General features: G+C 64.4%; 14 protein-coding genes. 6 read left to right on the top strand and 8 right to left on the bottom strand.

The genetic code is table 11. The annotated features are described in order from the left end of the window. Positions 1-79 precede the first annotated feature (79 nt). On the bottom strand, positions 80-1,243 hold the full coding sequence (locus Pan44_RS14925; protein WP_145030817.1) for a pseudouridine synthase: 1,164 nt from the start codon (positions 1,241-1,243) through the stop codon (positions 80-82). A gap of 401 nt (positions 1,244-1,644) precedes the next feature. On the opposite strand from Pan44_RS14925, the gene Pan44_RS14920 reads away from it, so the two are divergent. From Pan44_RS14920 to Pan44_RS14910, 3 genes are all read left to right on the top strand, one after another. Next, positions 1,645-1,980, top strand: a complete 336-nt coding sequence (locus Pan44_RS14920; RefSeq protein WP_231754058.1) for a hypothetical protein — start codon at positions 1,645-1,647, stop codon at positions 1,978-1,980. Between the two features lie 147 nt (positions 1,981-2,127). After that, a complete protein-coding gene (locus Pan44_RS14915) occupies positions 2,128-3,630 on the top strand; it encodes an NADH-quinone oxidoreductase subunit N (RefSeq protein ID WP_145030816.1) in 1,503 nt (500 codons plus the stop codon). A 131-nt stretch (positions 3,631-3,761) separates the two neighbouring features. After that, positions 3,762-3,941, top strand: coding sequence for a DUF6800 family protein (locus Pan44_RS14910; RefSeq protein ID WP_145030815.1), 180 nt, complete (start codon positions 3,762-3,764; stop codon positions 3,939-3,941). 203 nt (positions 3,942-4,144) lie between these two features. Here the strand turns inward: Pan44_RS14910 and Pan44_RS14905 are convergent, their stop codons facing one another. Next, on the bottom strand, positions 4,145-5,125 hold the full coding sequence (locus tag Pan44_RS14905) for a Gfo/Idh/MocA family protein (protein ID WP_145030814.1): 981 nt from the start codon (positions 5,123-5,125) through the stop codon (positions 4,145-4,147). A gap of 127 nt (positions 5,126-5,252) precedes the next feature. Here Pan44_RS14905 and Pan44_RS14900 point away from each other — a divergent pair, with 127 nt between their 5' ends. Beyond that, positions 5,253-7,274 carry a serine/threonine protein kinase gene (locus tag Pan44_RS14900; RefSeq protein ID WP_145030813.1) on the top strand — a complete coding sequence of 674 codons (2,022 nt, stop codon included), beginning with the start codon at positions 5,253-5,255 and terminating at the stop codon, positions 7,272-7,274. Between the two features lie 32 nt (positions 7,275-7,306). On the opposite strand, the gene Pan44_RS14895 is transcribed toward Pan44_RS14900, so the two are convergent. Both Pan44_RS14895 and Pan44_RS14890 read right to left on the bottom strand, forming a co-directional pair. After that, entirely contained in the window at positions 7,307-7,873 is a 567-nt protein-coding gene (locus Pan44_RS14895) for a Uma2 family endonuclease (protein WP_145030812.1), read from the bottom strand. 104 nt (positions 7,874-7,977) lie between these two features. Then, a complete protein-coding gene (locus Pan44_RS14890; RefSeq protein ID WP_145030811.1) occupies positions 7,978-8,358 on the bottom strand; it encodes a GlsB/YeaQ/YmgE family stress response membrane protein in 381 nt (126 codons plus the stop codon). Between the two features lie 231 nt (positions 8,359-8,589). Between Pan44_RS14890 and Pan44_RS14885 the strand changes: the two genes are divergently transcribed. Beyond that, positions 8,590-9,525, top strand: coding sequence for an alpha/beta hydrolase (locus Pan44_RS14885; RefSeq protein WP_231754057.1), 936 nt, complete (start codon positions 8,590-8,592; stop codon positions 9,523-9,525). Between the two features lie 19 nt (positions 9,526-9,544). Here Pan44_RS14885 and mraY read toward each other — a convergent pair whose 3' ends face one another. The 4 genes from mraY to Pan44_RS14865 form a co-directional block, all read right to left on the bottom strand. Then, the gene (gene mraY / locus Pan44_RS14880) at positions 9,545-10,642 is read right to left on the bottom strand and encodes a phospho-N-acetylmuramoyl-pentapeptide-transferase (protein WP_145030810.1); all 1,098 of its coding nucleotides are present in this window, start codon (positions 10,640-10,642) and stop codon (positions 9,545-9,547) included. 353 nt (positions 10,643-10,995) lie between these two features. Continuing rightward, positions 10,996-12,396 carry a UDP-N-acetylmuramoyl-tripeptide--D-alanyl-D-alanine ligase gene (locus tag Pan44_RS14875; RefSeq protein ID WP_145030809.1) on the bottom strand — a complete coding sequence of 467 codons (1,401 nt, stop codon included), beginning with the start codon at positions 12,394-12,396 and terminating at the stop codon, positions 10,996-10,998. A gap of 54 nt (positions 12,397-12,450) precedes the next feature. Then, entirely contained in the window at positions 12,451-13,947 is a 1,497-nt protein-coding gene (locus Pan44_RS14870; RefSeq protein ID WP_145030808.1) for a UDP-N-acetylmuramoyl-L-alanyl-D-glutamate--2,6-diaminopimelate ligase, read from the bottom strand. Positions 13,948-14,374: 427 nt separating this feature from the next. Continuing rightward, positions 14,375-17,569: a PVC-type heme-binding CxxCH protein gene (locus tag Pan44_RS14865; protein ID WP_145030807.1), complete on the bottom strand. Its 3,195-nt coding sequence runs from the start codon at positions 17,567-17,569 to the stop codon at positions 14,375-14,377. 21 nt (positions 17,570-17,590) lie between these two features. On the opposite strand from Pan44_RS14865, the gene Pan44_RS14860 reads away from it, so the two are divergent. After that, entirely contained in the window at positions 17,591-18,814 is a 1,224-nt protein-coding gene (locus Pan44_RS14860; protein WP_145030806.1) for a M16 family metallopeptidase, read from the top strand. Position 18,815 lies beyond the last annotated feature (1 nt).

The raw sequence follows: 18,815 nt of genomic DNA, 5'->3' as shown, positions 1-18,815 counted from the left end.
CCGGAAGGTTCCCGGCGGAAGCGAAGAAAGGGACGGTGGACCGTCTGGAAGGAGCCTCCCGTAACGATGCTCGATCGACTCAGCGGCGAGGCTTTTTCGAGCGGGGGCGGCCGCCGCCGGCCGCTTTCGGCCGGAAGGAAGGACGCTTTCCGGACTTGGGACGTGCAGTCGGAGCGAACTTCTTCTCGCCCGCCGCATCGCGGCCCTTGCCCTCACTGGACGGGCGACCTCGATCGCTGATTTCGCGGCGCGCCTTGTCGGCCGCGGTCCGGCGTCCCTTGCCGACGCCGGACGGTCGTCCGCGTTCACCGAAACTGGGTCGCGCCTGCTCGCCCGATTCTGTTCGTGTCTTGCCGGGGAACGGAGAGCGCTGGCGGTCCTTCGAGAAAGCCGAGCGTTTCCGGGCCGGCCCTTTCGATTCAAACGCCGGCTTTGGCCCCGATCCTTCCCGCCGATCGCGTCCCTGTCCGGAGTCGGGCCCGGGGCCTCGTTCGCGAACATTCGCGAGGATCCCATGCAGCGCTTCGACTTCCTGAACGCTGAGGTCCCGGAATTCGCCCATCTTCAGCTTGCCCAGGCGAATGGGCCCGAACGAAACTCGGGACAGCTTGAGCACCTTGTGGCCGACACGGGCGAAGAGCCGACGGACTTCGCGGTTGTGTCCTTCGGAAAGAACGACTTCCAGCCAGGTGCTCTGCCCCACCTTCTTGAGCGACTTGATCGCCCGGACGCGAAACCGGCCCTCTGCGAATCGGAGCCCCTCTTTCAGCGACTCGTAAACGGCGCTGGTCGGGTGTCCTGCAACCTGAATCTGATAGGTGCGGAAGATCTGGTTCCGGGGATGGGCCAGCTTTTCGGCCAGATCGCCGTCATTGGTCACCACGAGGAGGCCCGTGCTGTTTTCGTCGAGACGCCCGACGGTGAACAGACGGGGGCCTTCCGCGGGAAGCAGGTCAATTGCCTTGCGACGTCCGGACGGGTCGGAATTGGTGCACAGGTACCCCGGGGGCTTGTGGAGGACGTAGTACTTTTTCCGCTCCATTCTCAGTCGTTCGCCGTCGAGGGCGATCGTCTGGCTGGAGGGGTCGACCGTGGCCCCGAGTTCGGAGACGGTCTGCCCGTCGACTGTGATTCGGCCCTCCGTGATGAACTCTTCGCAGGCGCGTCTTGAGCCTAAACCGCAAGAGGCGAGAAAACGCTGAAGGCGAATGCGCGGCCGCGCGGGAGTTTCCGAGGAGTCCATGAATTCAGGCCTGACGGCCGATCCGGCCGGAGATTTGGAGCGAAGTGAACGCGCACGGGCGCGTTCCGTGCAGGGTATCAGGTTTTCGATGCGGTGCTACAGGCGGCGAGGCCCGCGACGCGTCGACGCACCGTTCCCACGGGTGCAGGCCATCCGAAGCGATTCGCCATCCCGGGTTCCCGAATTGGCTCAGAAAAGCAGAAAACCCTCTGCAGACGGAACACCGGCGATCGGACTGAATGCGGGAACTGCCTGCAGGGCAGGACGGAGAATCGCCGGCGGCGGGTCGTGCGGACGGTTCCGGCAGGAAGGGATGTTTCCGTCGCACCGGCGCGCGCGATCGTCCGAGCGCCGCGGAACTTCACGAAGGTCTCTTCGCCGGCCGTCCGATAAGAGCGGACGTGTCGGACGGAACCGATCCCAGCGTGCCGGGAATTATGACGGAACAGACCTCTACCATCGAGACCCTCGACGCTCTGCGAGGCTTCATTCACACCACGCTGTGTGACAAGGAGAGCCTTGTTCGCGAGCAATTCCTGATGAGCGAAACTCCGCTCGTCCTGTACGGCGCGCCGTGCGGCCTGCAGTTCACGATTCGAGGGCCCAGGAGCATCCGGTTGTCGGCGGTGTGGGCTTCCGACCCCAACATGGTCTACTTCTACGACGCCCGGGGAGAGCGGTTCCTGAAAGTTCAGTTGAAGAACCGCTTCGAGATTCCGATGGCGACTGCCGCGTAAATCCGCGCAAACCGTGCCGTTGGCTTTCCTTGATGTGAGCGCTCCATTAGCCTTCGCGGACCTTGCGGACAGGCCGCGCCGTTGGACTTGCGCGGCCGTCGCACGAACTGAGGCGAAGGCGCGGAAGCGCGCCAGCGACGGGACGTCATGGACATCGAGAGTCTTCAAGCGGCTTACAAACTGATCCTGCCCGAGGCCGTGCTGATTGGCACGGCCTGCGTGATGTTTCTTGCGGCGCCATTCCTGACGCCCTCGAACGGGAAAGCCGCCGAAGGAAGCCGTCACAAGTGGGGCTTCCTGTCGGTTTTCGCGGTGGCGTTCGCGTGCTACCTGATGGGTGGGACCGAGATCAGCGAGGCGGCCAGCGGACCGTTCCTGATTGACGGCCTGGCGTGGACGGTGAGAGGCGTCTCACTTGTGCTCGGCGCCATCCTGATCCTCATCGCGTGGAACCAGGTCGACGATTCGGTCGCCGCCGAGTGCCACGCCTGCCTGCTGATGATCCTGGCAGGCGTGAATATCACCGCCGCGTCAAACGACCTGATTTCGCTGTTCCTGGGGCTGGAACTGGTCAGTATTCCGACCTATGTGCTGCTGTACCTGCCGAAACGCAGCCCAGCTGCCCAGGAAGCCACCGTCAAATACTTCCTGCTGAGCGTGTTCTCTTCAGGAATGCTGCTGTACGGCTTCGCCATGGCGTATGGAGCGACCGGATCGACTTCGCTGGTGACCGTTCAGCGGGCGCTGGGCGAGGCGACGACCGCTTCCTCGCCGTTTCTGCTGCTGGCCGTGCCGTTCGTGATCGCGGGGCTCGGCTTCCGAATCACCGCAGTTCCGTTCCATTTCTACGCTCCGGACGTGTTCCAGGGTTCGCCGACGTTCATGGCGGCCCTGCTGTCGTTCGTTCCGAAGGTCGTCGGCTTCACCGCCCTGTGGCGGCTGACGTTCCTTCCGGCCCTCCCCCCTGCGGCCCTGCTTCCGGGGTCGTGGATGAGCTTCTGGCAGATGATGCTGGCGGCCTTCGCCGTGCTGACGATGTTCGTCGGAAACCTGATGGCCCTGCGTCAGACCAACCTGCACCGCCTCCTCGCGTATTCCAGCGTGGCCCAGGCCGGCTATATGATGTCCGGCCTTGTGGCGGGCTGGGGCGACGCCGGGGCAACTCCCGGTGGAGCCGCCCTGCTGTTCTACCTGATCGCCTATGGCGCGATGACGATCGGCGCCTTTGCGATCCTGCTGGCCGCCGCCCGCAGCGGCGAGTCGATCAAGACGTCGGATGAACTGGCGGGGCTTTCCAGCACCAGCCCGATGGCTGCGTTCCTGCTGGCCTTTTTCCTGCTGAGCCTTGCGGGCCTGCCGCCGACGGCAGGCTTCCTCGGGAAATTCAACCTGTTCCTGGCCCTGTGGTCGAATGCGACCACGACCGGGTACTGGGTGTCAATTTTCATGATGATCAATGCCGCGATCGCCGCCTGGTACTACCTGCGGCTGATCGGGGTGATGTATCTGCAACCGGCCACTGGGCCCGAGTTGCCGCCCCGTCCGAATCTTCCCGCCTGGGTGGCCGGGTCGCTGTGTGCGGTCGCGACGCTCGGCCTGTTCGTGGCGGGCCAGTCTGTCTGGGATGCCGCCCTGGCTGCGGTGCGGTGAGCCCATCGCGATGTTCGACGGGTACGAGAACAAGCTAAAGCTAGAAGTCCTACGGCGTTACTGTTGACCGGCGATGGTCGTCCGGGTAGTTTTCGCGGTTTCCACCGCATTTCACTTTTGAGACGAAGACAATGGGGCGTACGGAACGCAATCGCGAATTGGCCCGCAAGCGCACTCGCCGGGCGAAGCTGAAGAAGCTGCGCACGAAGTTTGGCGCTGCAAAGCTCGAGAACGAGAAGAAGACAATCTTCGCGAAGGCCCGCCGGGTGAGCCCGTTCGTCGAGTTCGAAGCCGCTCCCGCTGCGAAGTAATGAGTCTCGCGGCGACCTCGTCGCCGCGATGAACGCTTGGAATGACGCCGCGCGCTTTGATCGCGTGGCGTTTTTTTGTTCCGTCCCGGCGGATTCGCGCGGACGGAACCCGGTGCCGGCGCTGAAGGCCGGTCGCATTCGCTCCGGCGGATTCTCCCGCCTCGCGTCCCGCCCTTGTCTGCATCACGCCTGCGCGATGCCGTTCAACGGCGGCTTCTGGCGTCATTGAGGGCCGCTTCCAGGACCCGCATGTTGGCAACGCCATCTTCCCCGGGGGCCAACAGCTTTCCGGCCCGGATCGACGCGCAGAAATCTTCGACCTGGGCGACGTACTGATCCTGGGCAGGAACGGAAACCGCCTGCAGGCCCCGTTCGGCGAGGCCACCCGTGTCGGTCCCGCGCTCCACGTGAATGACCGATTTCTCTGTGGGCAGAAAGGCCTCTTCAAGGACGATGCGTCCTTTCTCACCGACCAGTTCGAGCCGGCAGCGGAACGGGGCCTCGAAACTGCAGTCGATATTGGCCAGCACGTCGCTGGGGAACCGCAGCGCCATCTGCATCGTCATATCGACGCCCGTGTCGGCCCAGTGGGCGTTGGCGAGGATGTCGGTCGGCTCGGCCCCGGCGAACAGGCGGGCGGCGTTCACGCCGTAGCAGCCGACGTCCCACATCGCTCCCCCGCCCCGCTCGGGACGGAGCCGCCAGTCGCTGCGATCGATGTCGAAGGAGAAGCTGGCGACGATGAGACGCAACGGTCCGATGTCTCCCTCCTGCACCATCTTCAGCGACTGCTTGATGCGCGGGTGATGCCGCCACATGAACGCTTCCTGAAGGATGACGCCGTGCTGGCGGCACGCTGCGGCCATCTCCTCGGCCTGGGCCACATCGAGAGCGAGCGGTTTCTCGCAGAGGACATGCTTCTTCGCTTCGGCGGCCGCGATCGTCCATTTCGCGTGGGTGTCGCCGGTCGTGGGGACGTAGACCGCATCGATCTCGGGGTCGGCGAGCACTTCTTCGTACGAGGTATAGAATTTCTTCGCGCCGTGCGTGCGGGCCCATTCTTCGGCCACGCCGGGGCGTTCACTGGCGAGGGCCGTCAATTCGGCCGTCGTGGAGCCAGTGATTCCAGGAATCAGTCCCCTGGCGACGATGCGTCCACAGCCGAGAAGTCCGAACCGAATCATGTGCTGCCTGCCTTGAGAAAATGCGGACGCCATCGCCTTTGTTGTTGTCGGCCTACTATAACGTTCCCGGAATCGAACGACGGCTTTCCAGGCCAGGCTTCCCTGCCCGGCCGAATGAAAACGCGACATGCCCGCCGCCCACGACCCCGCTGCCATTACCGCCGACGGCGAAACGCTCCGACAGGATGTTTCCGCAATTGAGCGTTCCCAGTCGCTGAGCCGGCTGAGCGGAACTGCTCCGGGCGTGGCGCCGGGCTATGACATCGTGCGGTGCCTGGGAGAAGGCTCGTTCGGATCGGTGTGGCTGGCGACCGAGACTCGGACAGGACGGCAGGTCGCGATCAAGTTCTATACGCACCAGCACGGGCTCGACTGGTCGCTGCTGAGCCGCGAAGTCGAGAAACTGGCGGTGCTGTATACGTCCCGGAATATCGTGGGGCTTCTGGACGTCGGCTGGGACCGCGATCCGCCCTACTTCGTCATGGAGTACCTCGAACAGGGGCCGCTCTCCCGGCGGCTGGCGGCTGGAGCTCTGCCAGCCGCCGAAGCCGTTCGGATCGCGCGCGACATGCTGAGCGCTCTGGTGCACGCCCATAACAGCGGGATCCTGCACTGTGACCTCAAGCCGGCGAACATCCTGATCGACTCCGGCGGGGCGACGCGACTGGGCGACTTTGGCCAGTCGCGACTTTCCACCGAACAGACTCCGGCCCTCGGAACGCTCTATTACATGGCGCCGGAGCAGGCCGTGCTGGATGGCGTTCCCGATGCGCGGTGGGACGTCTATGCGCTCGGCGCTCTCCTGTACCACATGCTGACTGGCGTTCCCCCGTATCGTACGCCGGAGAACGAACAACGCCTCCAGGCCGCGAACAGTCTCGAAGAGCGGCTGGCGACCTATCGACGAATCCTCTCGGAAAGTCCGCAACCGGGCGCGCATCGCCGGCGGCCGGGAGTCGACAGCCGCCTCGCGGACCTCGTCGATTCCTGCCTGCAGCGCGATCCGCTGAAGCGGCTGTCGAACGCCCAGGTCGCGCTCGACCTCCTCGAAGAGCGGGACAATGTCCTGGCGAAACGGCCGCTGATCGCGCTGGGAATCATCGGCCCGCTGCTGTTCCTGGCGACGCTGGTCGCTGTCGCGGCTCGGGCGATTCCGAAAGCGGAGAAGGCGGCCGAATCGAGCCTGCTTGATCGGGCCCTGGCCACCGACCTGCTGACGGTGGACATCCTCGCCAAGAGCGTTCAGCAGGAATTCGACATCCGCCAGAAGGAACTGGAAGACATCACCGACCGCCTGATCAAGAGCGTCGACGGGAAATCCCACCTCCGCGACGACCTGAAGGACTTCCTCGGCGGCTGGACGCGCACCGTGAGTGAGCGTCTCAAAAGCCAGCAGCGCACGGAAGACGACAGCATTTTCGTCGTGGATGCCAGCGGCCTGCAGGTCTATCGCACGCCGCACGACGAAACGGTCGGCCAGAACTTCGCCTACCGTGATTACTTCCACGGGCTCGGCCGGGAGTTGCCCCCCGGGCAGGCGTCGGAAGTGCGGCCGCGGAAGACATCGGGCATCTCGCTGGCTTATCGAAGCCAGTCGTCGAAGGAGTACAAGGTGTCGGTCGCGGTGCCAATCTGGAACACGCAACGGACGGAAGTGCTCGGGGTGATCGCCCGCTCGATTCCTCTGAGCGACCTGCTGACGCAGTGGGAAAGCAGCATCGCCAAGACAGCTTCGAACTCCCGTGACCGATTCCTGGCGCTGGTCGACATGCGCGAATCGCCTGCCTACCTGCTCGACCACCCGTGGATGACCGAACAGGAGTCGCGAGACCTCGAGGACGAGAAGCTCAAGGAGAGGCTGGTGCTGAGCCAGGAGCAGCGAGAGGCGGTCGAGAAGCTGATCCCGAGTTCGCGGTACGACGATCCGATTGCGAGGACGGACGAACGGTATGCTGGCCCGTGGCTGGCGGCGTTCGCGCCGGTCGGGAAAACGGGCTGGTACGCGATCGTCCAGGAGCGAAGATCAAGCGCGGTGGGACCGGTCCAGAACCTGCGTCAGGTATTTGTGCAGTACGGAGCCGGCGCGCTGGTGGCGATGACGGCCGTGTTTGCGCTGCTGGGGACCCTGCTCTGGCGGGCGAGCCGGTAGCCGGCAACTTCAAGACCTTGGCGCAATCTCCGTCACTTCCACCATTCGGGTTCGCCGAACAGTTCCTGAACCGGGACTGAAAACCCCGGCAGAACAGGATCGCCCGACATCGTGCGGTCGGCCGTCAGGAGTTCGGTCCTGCGCCCCCGCGGGCAGAGGTGGACGCATTTCTCCTTCGGATCGATCACCCAGACCATCCCGGTCCCGAGTTCGTGATAGCTCAGCACCCGGTCGGTGATTCCGCGGCGGCGGTCGTTCGTGGAGGCAAGTTCCACAACGAGCGCCGGAGCGGTTTCCGTGAAAGGCTTGTCGGCTTCTGCGAACCGCGGCCCTTCGATGAAGTGGCAGGCCGCGGGGAAGCGCACGGTGTCGGGTCGGCGGGTGACGGCGATCCCGAGGTCAAAGCAGGCATAGCCCGGCCCGCCTCCCTGAACGTAGAGGGCGAGGGCTCGTGACAGGTTCCGAATCACGTTGCCGTGATCGCCGTCGGGAGGCTGGAAATGGATGACGACGCCGCGATCAAGCTCCGACCACTGCCCTGCATCGGGGAGATCGTAGCGCTGGTCGACGAATTCCTCGGCGGTGATCAGGGCGAGCATCGATCCAGCATCCCACGCAGGCGACAACGGGTTTCTCTCCCGATTCTCGCCGGTCGCGGTCTTCAGCGAAAGGTGGACAGGACCTGCGCCTGTCTGGCGAACGGTCAGGCGACGTCGCGGATGATCGTCTTCTGGCCGCGGCGGGCCTTCGACAGGTGGAGGATCACGTCCTGCCCGCCCATCCCTTTGAACAGTGATCCACCCAGGATGCGGTAGAACAACAGCAGGAGGAAAGCGCCCCCCGTCGCGCAGGCGAATCCCGAGAGGCTCACCGGCGTGACCCGGCTTTCGGGATAGAAGAACGACAGCGACCCGCAGCCGATGATCGTCCCGGTGACGCCGGTCAGCAGCGTGGCGACCGCGCCGCCCGGATCGCGGCCCGGCATGATTGCCTTCGCCGTCAGGCCGGTGATCGTCCCAAACCCGACCCACACCAGCAGTTCATTCGCAGACTTCTCGAGGAATTGCTGCCAGTTCGGGTCCATGGTCTGCCCCTTCCCATCCGTGCGACGGTCGGCGCGCTTCGTGCGCGCAGTTCCCATAACAGCACAACGATCGGCCTCCGGAGGCCATCTGCTTCGCGCGGAATCTCACAACCCGATTCACCAGCGTGGTTTCCCCAGCTTGCCAGCCGGCCCCCCGCGGCGGATTCCCGGCGGATCGAAGTTCATTAGAGTGTTCACGTTGTTCCCCCCAGCCCCCGCCCGGAGACTTTCGTGAATACGACCGCTGCCGCGCTGCTTCTTGCCGCCGCCCTCGGGCAGACTGCCGGGGATCAATTCGATCGGAACAACGACGTCGTCTACGGCCGCAAGCACGGCATGGCCCTGACGATGGACGTGATCACCCCGAGGGAGAACGCGAAGGGGATCGGCGTCATCTGGGTGGCCTCCGGCGGCTGGTATTCCGCACACGACATGGTGGTCAGCGATGGCCTGAAGACCGCGATCGGCACGCTGGCCCGTCGGGGCTACACGGTGTTCGGCGTCGTGATGGGGAGCCAGCCGAAGTTCACGATCCCCGAGCTGGTGGACGACCTGAACCGCGCGACGCGCTACATCCGGGCCCATGCGGCCGAATACAAGATTGATCCTGAGTTGATCGGCGTGACGGGAGGATCAGCGGGGGGGCACCTGTCGCTGATGCTCGCCACGGCCGGCGGACCGGGAAAGGCCGACGCCAAAGACCCGGTCGATCGTGAGTCGAGCCGCGTGCAGGCGGCCGCGGTGTTTTTCCCGCCGACCGATTTCCTGAACTATGGCAAGCCGGGCGAGAACGCCGTCGGCCGGGGCGTGCTGAAGGACTTCCGCGCACCGTTCGATTTCCACAAGTTCGTGCCGATTCAAGGAGGGTTTCCCGGAGCCGGCACGTTCGAGCGGATCACCGACGAGGACGAGATCCTGACGATCGCGAAGGCGATCTCTCCGGTGAATCACGTGTCCGCCGATGACCCGCCGGCCCTGATCATTCACGGCGACGCCGACTTCCTCGTGCCGTTCCAGCAGGCGGAGCTGTTCAGGAAGAAGATGGAAGACGAAAAGCGAACCGCCGAAATCATCGCCCGTCCGGGCGCCGGGCACGGCTGGGCCACCCTCGCCGACGACTGGTCTCTGATCGCCGACTGGTTCGACAAGCACCTGCTGAAGAATTGAACTGAAGGCCGGTTGGCGGTCAGAACAGGACCGTCGCCATCCCGGCGATCGCCAAAAGGGCGGCGACGATCCAGAACCGGATCACGATTCTCGTTTCGGGCATGCCGCGAAACTGGAAGTGATGGTGGAGCGGACTGCAGGCAAAGATCCGCCGACCGGTCAGTTTGAAGCTGCCGACCTGCAGGATCACGCTGAGCGTCTCGGCAACGAACACGCCTCCAATCAATGCGAGAAGCCATTCCTGCCTGATGGCGAGGGCAATAAAAGCGAGCAGGCCACCCAGCGGGAGCGAGCCGGCGTCCCCCATGAACACCTGCGCGGGGGATGCATTGAACCACAGGAAGCCGAGCGTCGCTCCGACCATGGCCGCCCCCAACACCGCGAGCTCGCCCGCGCCGATGACATGGGGAATCGCGAGATGCGCAGCCATGATGCGGTGGCCGGACAGATATGCGAGCGCGGACAGGGCCGTTCCGGCGCAGACGACGCAACCGGCCGCGAGCCCATCCAGGCCATCCGTCAGGTTGACGGCGTTGGTGCTGGCGATCAGCACAAAGGCGCGCCAGAGAGTTCCGGCCAGCATGAAGGAGAGCGTGGGGACCTGCCAGGTGACGGCCAGTTGCTCGAGATCGGCCGGACCGGAGCCGAGTTCCGGGAGCGTGCTGAGGAGGGTCAGCCCGACACCCAGATTGATGGAGACGAGGGTCAGTGCCAGCAGCTTCACGCGGGCCGACATGCCCCGGCGGCTCGTCGTGAGCTTCGTGTAGTCATCAACGATGCCGATCACGCCGAAGGAGAACGCCGCCAGCAGTCCGAGCCACAAGAGGCCGCTGGACGGATCGCCGCAGAGTAACGCGGCCGCGATCACGGCTGCGAGGACGAACAGGCCACCCATGGTCGGGGTGTCTTTCTTCCCGGCATGAAGCTGATTCAGCGTTTCGGAGGGGCTGTCGATGCGCTCGCCGATTTTTCTGCGACGCAGCCAGCGGATGGCGAACGGCCCGAGAGCGACGGCGGCCGTGAACGACAGGATCGCCGCCGCCGCGATGCGCAGCGTCAGGAACGGCGCCGATTGTTCACCAGCCGGGGCAAGAGACCGCAGCAGCCACAGGAGCATGAAGATTCAATACGCGTAAAAGGACAGAAGAGTGAGCCTTCGGCGCGGAGAATTGAACAGAAGGCAAGGAAGGAAAGGAAGAGATCAGCGCCGCCAAACGAAGAAAGCCCGGCGTGGTGGAGGGCACGCCGGGCCCGGGCAAGGACAATCACACGCGAAATCACAATCCGATCCTGCCGGGAAGCGGCGTACGGAGTGACCGACCCAGGAGGTCACTCCGAAAAATGCCTTGATGCCTCCGTCCCGGACGCCTCAGGGACGGTGCTTCGGATTCCCGCGAACCCTCGCACTCGGCAGGATCGGACTTGTGGGCAACACACCAGGAATCTGCAAAGGGAGGAAGGATCTGGAGATCAGGCAGCGAGACGCCTCTGCAACGGCGTTTCTTCCGCCCGCGACTTGAGTTGTTCGATGACCTGCTCCATCCGCATGCCGCGCGATCCCTTCACAAGCGCCACATCGCCCGGGGCGAGCCAGCAGTCGAGATGCAGCAGCACAGTGGAAAGATCGCGGCAGATGGCGAGTTGACCGCCCTGCATTCCAGCCGCGCGTGCGGCGGAGATGACGTCGCCGGCGAATTCCCCGGTGGCGATCACGCCATCAATCTGTGAGCGGGCGGCGAGGTCGCCAAGCTGTCGATGGAACGCGGCGCTGTCGGCACCGAGTTCCAGCATGTCTCCCAGAACGAGCCACTTCCGCCCGGCTGTCTGCCAGTTCCTCAGCGACTCGCAGGCCGCGGCCATGGATGCGGGGCTGGCGTTGTAGGTGTCATCAATGATCGTCCAGGGGCCGACGTCGAGCTTCCGCGAGCGACCGCCGACAGGCTGGAACTGCTTCAGGCCGCGATCGATCTCGGCGTCAGAGAGCCCGATCTCTCGCGCCACCGCGATGCACGCGAGCGCCGCGAGGACGTGATGGCGGCCGATCGCTGGGAGCTGAAATTCAACGCCGCTCACCGTGATCAATAACAGGTCGTTCAAGGCGTGGACGCGTTCGGGCCGCAGGTCGTTGTGGGTCCCTTCGCCGACGAGGATCACGCGGCAGTTCGCGCGGGCGCTCATCGATCGAACACGGGCGTCGTCCCCGTTGAGAACGACGAACCCGTCGTGGGGAATCGCTTCGACCAGTTCCCCCTTCGCCTGTTCGATGGCGTCGAGCGAACCAAACTTTTCCAGGTGTGACGGGGCGACGGAGGTCATGATGGCCGCTTCCGGGGCGGCGATCCGAGCCAGGTCTGCGATCTCGCCGACGCCTGAAGCGCCCATCTCGATCACAGCAAATTCGTGCTGGGGAGAGATCTCGAGCAGGCTGAGCGGCACACCGACGTGGTTATTGAAGTTGGCCGGGCTTTGCGATCCGCTGAATCGGGCGCTCAGCACGCTGTGGAGCATGTTGCGGGTCGTCGTCTTGCCGACGCTGCCCGTCACGGCGATCACCATGGCGTCGCACGCGCGGCGATGAGCGTGTGCGAACTTTGCCAGCGCCGTAAGCGAGTCGTTGACGACGATGCGGGGATATCCCTCGAACGGCGCGCGGTCGTCCTCGACGACGCAGCAGGCCGCCCCGCGACGGAAGGCTTCGCCGACGAAGTCGTGTCCGTTCATGGCTGTCCCGGGGAGTGCCCAGAACAGGTCGCCTGGCGAGACCAGCCGCGAATCCGTCCGAACCTTGCCGATCAGGTCGCCTGGACGCACCTCGCCCGAAGGCCGTCCGCCGGCGGCGACGATCAGGTCGTGAAAGGTTGCGACTGGCATTGCAAACGGGACCTGGAGGGAAGCGCCGGCTTCACCCCGGAAGCCGGCCTGCGATCAGGAGGCGGCTCTCTTCGGGATGCGATAGTGGAACAAATGCTGCCGGCAGGCGGCCGCGTCGTCGAAGGGGACTCGCTCGGTCCCGATGACCTGCACGCGCTCGTGGCCTTTGCCGCACACGAGAACGGTGTCGCCGGGCTTGGCGTGGCGGATCGCCCAGGCGATTGCCGTCTCGCGATCGACCTCGATGTGCTTCTTCGTGTGGGCCGGAATGCCGGCGACAATCTGTGCGATGATCTGGTCGGGGTCTTCCGAGCGGGGATTGTCGCTCGTGACGACGCACAGGTCGGCCGTGCTCGCCGCCTGCCCCATCAGCGGACGCTTTTCGACGTCACGGTCGCCGCCGGCTCCGAAAACGACGATGACGCGGCCGCGCGTCGTGGGGCGGACGGCCTTGATCACATTTCGAAGCGCGTCATCCGTGTGGGCGTAGTCGACAAAGACTCGGAACGGCTGCCGGCCTTCGATCAGCTCCAGCCGGCCGGGCACGGTCGAAAGCGTGTTGATCCCATCCGCCATGGAATCGAGCGACAGGCCGAAGTGCCGGCAGGAGGCAATCGCGGCCAGGCAGTTCTCGATGTTGTGACGGCCGATGAGCGGCGTGAAAAACTCGAATTCTTCCGCTCCGTGCTCGACGACGAAGCGGCTGCCGATGTTCGACTGCTCGATGATGCGGCCGACGACGTCGGCCGGATTCTCGATTCCGAACGTCATCAATCGTGAGGACGAAGGGACGACTTCCGCCAGGGACGCGGAGCCGGGGTCGTCGGCATTGAGCACGACCAGCCCGCCCCGCTTCACCATCCACAGCATCCGCGATTTCGAGGTCTTGTAGTTCTCGAACGAGCCATGGAAATCGAAGTGATCGCGGGTGATGTTCGTAACGGTGGCGACGTCGAGATGAATGCCTGCCGCGCGGCTGAGCTGCAGGGCGTGACTGGAGAGTTCGATCGCCGCATACGGGGTCTTGCTGGCCACCATCGACTCGAGCCAGTTGGCCAGCGACTTCGAGTCGGGAGTCGTGAGCGTGGCCGGTTCGCTGTTGATGCCGTCGCTGTATTCGACAGTGCCCAGCAGCCCGGTGTGTTTGCGATTTGCCTCGAGGATGGCGCGGACGAGCCAGGTGGTTGTTGTTTTCCCGTTGGTCCCCGTCACCCCGACGATCCCCAGGCGGCGGGCGGGAAGACCGGCGAGGGCCTGGCAAAGCTCGGAATAGGCGGCGCGGACGTCGCCGACGATGCACTGGTTGACCCGGACGCGAGCGAGCGGCTGAGAGGTGAGGACGACGGCGGCCCCGCGGGCCAGCGCGTCGTCGACAAACTCCTGACCATTCTGCCGGGTGCCGGGGATGGCCGCGAAGAGGCAGCCGGGAGTGCACTGGCGACTGTCTTCAGTCGCCTGCGAGACTGCCATTTCCGCGCAGCCGACGAAACTGGCCGACGGGAAGAGACGCCGCAGGTTGACGGTGGCGGAAGTCGAACGAGTCCGTTGCATAAACTGTCGGCGCCATCCTGGCGGGTGTTCGAATCGGAACAGTGCCGCGCTCGCCGGCTTGGGTCACGGCGGGATGACGGGATGCCGCTGAAACAGGTGGGAGGGGAGGCAGGACCGGGTTCAGGATCAGTCGGCCAACGAACGTCGGCCGAGACTGACTCGAGGATGAACCCCGGGCGCGGGCGGATTTTCACCATTCCGCCCAGACCGTCAACAGGGGTTGGCAGAGTTTCAACATCGGCCCCGGCCTTTTGTAGGAATTACAGCCCGCCTCCAGGACGAAGAGATCATCGCGAAGGACGTCGAAGCCAGGCCGTGGCACGATTCGAGGCACATTTTCACGGCCCGCTCAGGCCACACAAAAACCGGCGACTTGAACGGCCGCCGGTGAGGTCTCTCTTCTCCGTGGCGAGCCCTCCAGCGAGCCTTACGGCTTCCGCTCTTTCAGCGACGCCAGGTAAGCGATCAGGTCCGCCAGCTCCGTCTGCGTCAGTCGCGTCTCAACCCCCGCTGGCATGATCGACAGGTCGGCCTCCTTGAACGTCTCGACTTCGCTGCGGGGAATCCGCAGCTCGGCGAAGTCGGCCGTCCGCAGCGTGATCTCGGTCGACGTTTCGCTGGCGATGACGCCGGTGTGGACCTTGCCATCAGATGTCGCGAGGACCACCGGGCGGTAGCTGCGGACGAAGCTGGCGCTCGGCTCGACGACGGCTTCCACAAGTTCGTGGTGCTGGCGGATGGCGCCGACCATGGAGAGATCGGGGCCGATGGTTTCGCCCTGGTTGTTCACCCGGTGGCAGCGGCTGCAGAGGGCTTTGTTGCTGAAGAAGACGTCGCGGCCGTTGCGGGCATTGCCGGTCTTCGTCGCGTCAGTCAGCTCGGCGAGCTTGGCCGCCTGCTTCGCGGGATCGAGGCCGTGCGCCGCAAGCAGCGGGGCGGCCTGCTTCTGGACGTCGGCCGGGGCCGTGCTGAACACACGGGCGAGATCAGCGCCCGGCAGGATCAGGGAATCGCCCGCGAGGTTGAGCTGGTTCAGCAGGGCCATCGCCACAGCGGAATCCTTGAGGTTCGCATACGCGCGGAGCAACGTCGGGGCCAGAAGGGAGTGATCCCCATCGAAAGCCGGGGCCAGGGCGATCAACTGGTCGCGCGAGAGCGGAGAATCCGCCAACACGCGGGCGGCGGTGGCGGTGAGGACGGGGTCCGCGTCACTGTCGAGCTGCGTGCGAAGGAACTGGAAACGTGCGTCGGCCAGCGGCTGCTGGTCGCGGACGTTCTGCACGTCCATGGCGGCAATCCGCAGGTCGGAGGGAATCGTTTCGTCCTCAGCCAGGGCATCCAGCGCCGGCGACAGATCAGGAATCTTGTGTCGAAGCGCTGCCGCAATGGCCAGACGCCGGGCCGGGCCGTCGGCTTTGAGCGCGTCCAGCAACCCGCTGACCCAGGGCGAGGGAATCGCTGGCACTTTCGCATCCACAACGGCCTCGAGGAGAGTCTGCCGGGCGTCGGCGGAAAGGTCTGCGCGAGCGAGTTGCGAGGCAATGAGCGTCTGGACGGACGATTCGCCGGCGCGTTCGGCGAGGAAGCGGCGGATGATCGCACGGCGGTCGTCCGAGAGGGATGGTTCGCTGAGCCATTGGGCAATGAGGTCGACAACGCCGGCGGCCCAGCCTTCGCGGCGGGAGATGACGTCAAAGACGGTGCGCTGGAGGTCGGCGTCAGAAGTGCCTAGGAGCGGAATGACGTCCTCGGGCTTGAGTTCAGGCACCTTTGCGGCGGCATAGGGGAACTCATCGGCAGCTAGTAAAGCGACTCGCTGAACAATTGGATTCTGATGGGATAGATAACCGACGGGGCTTCCCTGAGCATAGACGCGTGCAAACGCGAACGTAGCAGCGTGCTCAATCGCTCGATCAACAGGGCCGGAGGAGAGGGAGGCCGAGATGGCTGCAAGGTATCGATGTCGAAAATGCGGTCGAATCGCATCAATTGGAGTGAGCCCTTCGTATCGGACGATCGACTCAATCGCCCGCCGTCGCAATGCAAGGTCCGGACCAAGAAGAGCTTCCTGAAGTACTTCATCCGCCTCTCGGCTAAGCAACCCGTGCTTCGAAATCCATCCGGCCCATTCAAGCTCGATATACCGGCGGCGATGCTCCCCTTTCAATCTTGTCCAATTGCTTGTCAGAGACTGCTTACGGAGACGTGCCAGGGCCGAACGAACAACATTTGGCCGGGGATCTGTTGTGAGATCCAACAAACTCTCGATGGGTGCATTGGCGACATCAATCAAACGACCATACGGATCATCAATCTGGTGTGCCCCGTCCTTCCGAATCCGATAAATCGCCCCGCCAATCTGCGGCTTCGCCACCTGTGAGGCCGGGCAGCCGATCCGGAACCATCCCCCGGTATCGACCACCAGCAGGCTCCCATCAGCGTCCTCCAGCACGTCGGTCGGATGCGAATCGGGATCATCAAACACCACGAAGTCTTCGTGCCCCGTCGCCTTGAACGTCGAACCCGACCGTTCCAGCGTCGTCCGCACCACCTTGTGCGTGTTGAACATCGTCACGAATACGGATTGATTCCACCCCTTGCCGAACTGTTCACTGCGGTATTTGCACATCCCGCTGACCGCGACGTGCCCGTAGTTGGCCACTTCATCGAGCAGTCCGACCGTGCGGGGGAACTCGGCAATGCACTCCTGCTGGTCGGCCTTCGGATAGACGCCCCCCCAGACCCAGTGAACGAGGCAATCGCCGCGCGGGGTCCCGTAAAACAGGTTCACGGTCCCGAGGACTTCCCCCGTGTCCCAGAAGTCGACTTCCACGGGGTTATCCATTCCGCCGCCACAGAACGTCTGGACGTCGCTGCCATCCAGATTGCAGTTGAAGATGCGGGCGGCCTTCCCCTGCGAGAGTAGCTTTCCCTCCGGGTTCGGAAGACCCGGTTCGGGCCTGGCCGGGATGTCGACCGCGTTGTCCGGGCCGCCGGCGAGTCCGTTTTCATCCGTCCGGATTTCGTGCCCGTGGCGGCCATCGCACCACCACAACCGTCCTTCCGGACCGAGGAACGGGCCGTGAATGTCGGCGGCGTTGCCGCTGAAGCCGAACGACTTCACGAGGACGGTCCGCTCGTCACACACTCCGTCGCCGTTGTTGTCTTTCAGTTTCCACAGATAGGGCGAGCTGCAGGTGTAAACCGCGCCCTCATGCCACAGGACACCCTGCGGAAACACCAGCTTGTCGGCGAAGACGACCGACTTGTCGAAAGTCCCGTCGCCGTCGGTGTCTTCGAGACGGAGGATCTTGTCCTGCGGATCCTTGAGGAGGTCGGCCGCATTGGCGTTGGTCCCGGCGCTTTCGCAGACGTAGAGCCGCCCCCGGTCGTCGAAGCAGGCCATCGTCGGATGCTGCACCATCCCGGGTGTGGTGACGCGGGTGACGGTAAAGCCCGGCGGAACGCGGGGGAGATCGGCGGCGAGGAGGCCAGCAGCCGACGATTGTGCAAGAATGAGCAGAGCCGCGGCCGAGAAGGCCAGGCCTCCCGGCCGCGATGCGAAGCGACGTTCCCGAACGACGCCCGAACCTGATTGCAGAAGCCGGGCCTTGGACATCATCGACACCCTTTCACCGAATCCATGTCTTTTCACCGTCACGAGCTTCCCAACGGCCTCGAAATCATCGCGGAGCTGAATCCTCGCGCCTACAGCACCGCGCTGGGGTTCTTTGTGCGAGCCGGATCACGTGATGAGACCGAGGCCGTCAGCGGCGTGAGTCACTTCCTGGAACACATGGCGTTCAAGGGAAACGACCGATTCACTCCGGACGACGTGAACCGGATCTTTGACGAGTTGGGAGCCCAGTACAACGCGGCCACCAGCGAAGAGATGACTCTCTACTACGCCGCCATCCTGCCCGAGTACCTGCCGAAGACATTCGAACTGCTCGCCAACCTCCTCACGCCTGCCCTCCGGACGGAAGACTTCGATACCGAGAAGCAGGTGATCCTCGAAGAGATCGGCATGTATGACGACATGCCGGCCTTCGCGATTCTCGAAAAGGCGATGGAGTCACACTTCGCCGGGCATCCGCTCTGCCAGAGCGTGCTCGGCTCGGTAGGGACGGTCTCCGCTCTGACGGTCGACCAGATGAGGGCCTACTTCAAGGACCGCTACCGCGCCGGAAACATCCTGCTGGCGGCGGCCGGCAATATCGACTGGCAGCAGCTCGTCGAACTGGCTGAAAAGCACTGCGGAAGCTGGGCGGCCGGTCGCCCCGACCGGGCGATCGCCGAGGCCCAGCCGCAGGCGAACAAGCTGCTGCTGCAGAAAGACCTGAAGCAGCAGCACGTCGTGCAGATGGCCCCTGCCCCGTCCGCGACCGACACGCTTCGGTTCGCGGCGGACATCGTGTCGGTTGTCGTCGGAGACGACTCCGGCAGCCGGCTGTACTGGGACCTCGTCGACCCGGGAATCGTGGAATCGGCCGACCTGACCTATAGCGACTACGAAGGGAGCGGTGTCTGGTCGACTTACCTTTGCTCCAATCCGGATACGGCCTCCGAGAACCTCGCCCGGATCGCGGAGATCTACAACGACGTCAACCGCAGCTCAATCACCTTCGAAGAGCTGGAGCAGGCGCGGAACAAGGTGGCCTCGCGAATCGTTCTCAGCGGCGAGCGGCCGATGGGCCGGTTGTCGTCACTCGGCGGAAACTGGATGTATCGCAAGGAATACCGGACGATCGAGGACGACCTCGCCGACCTGCGGGCGGTGTCACTCGAAGATGTGCGGGAGCTGCTCGACAAGTACCCGCTCGGGCAGACGACGGTGGCCGGCATCGGGCCGCTGACGGAACTGTGAG

The sequence above is a fragment of the Caulifigura coniformis genome (assembly GCF_007745175.1).
In the GTDB taxonomy this organism is placed as follows: Bacteria; Planctomycetota; Planctomycetia; order Planctomycetales; family Planctomycetaceae; genus Caulifigura; species Caulifigura coniformis.
This window is presented reverse-complemented; position numbering and strand designations above follow the sequence as displayed.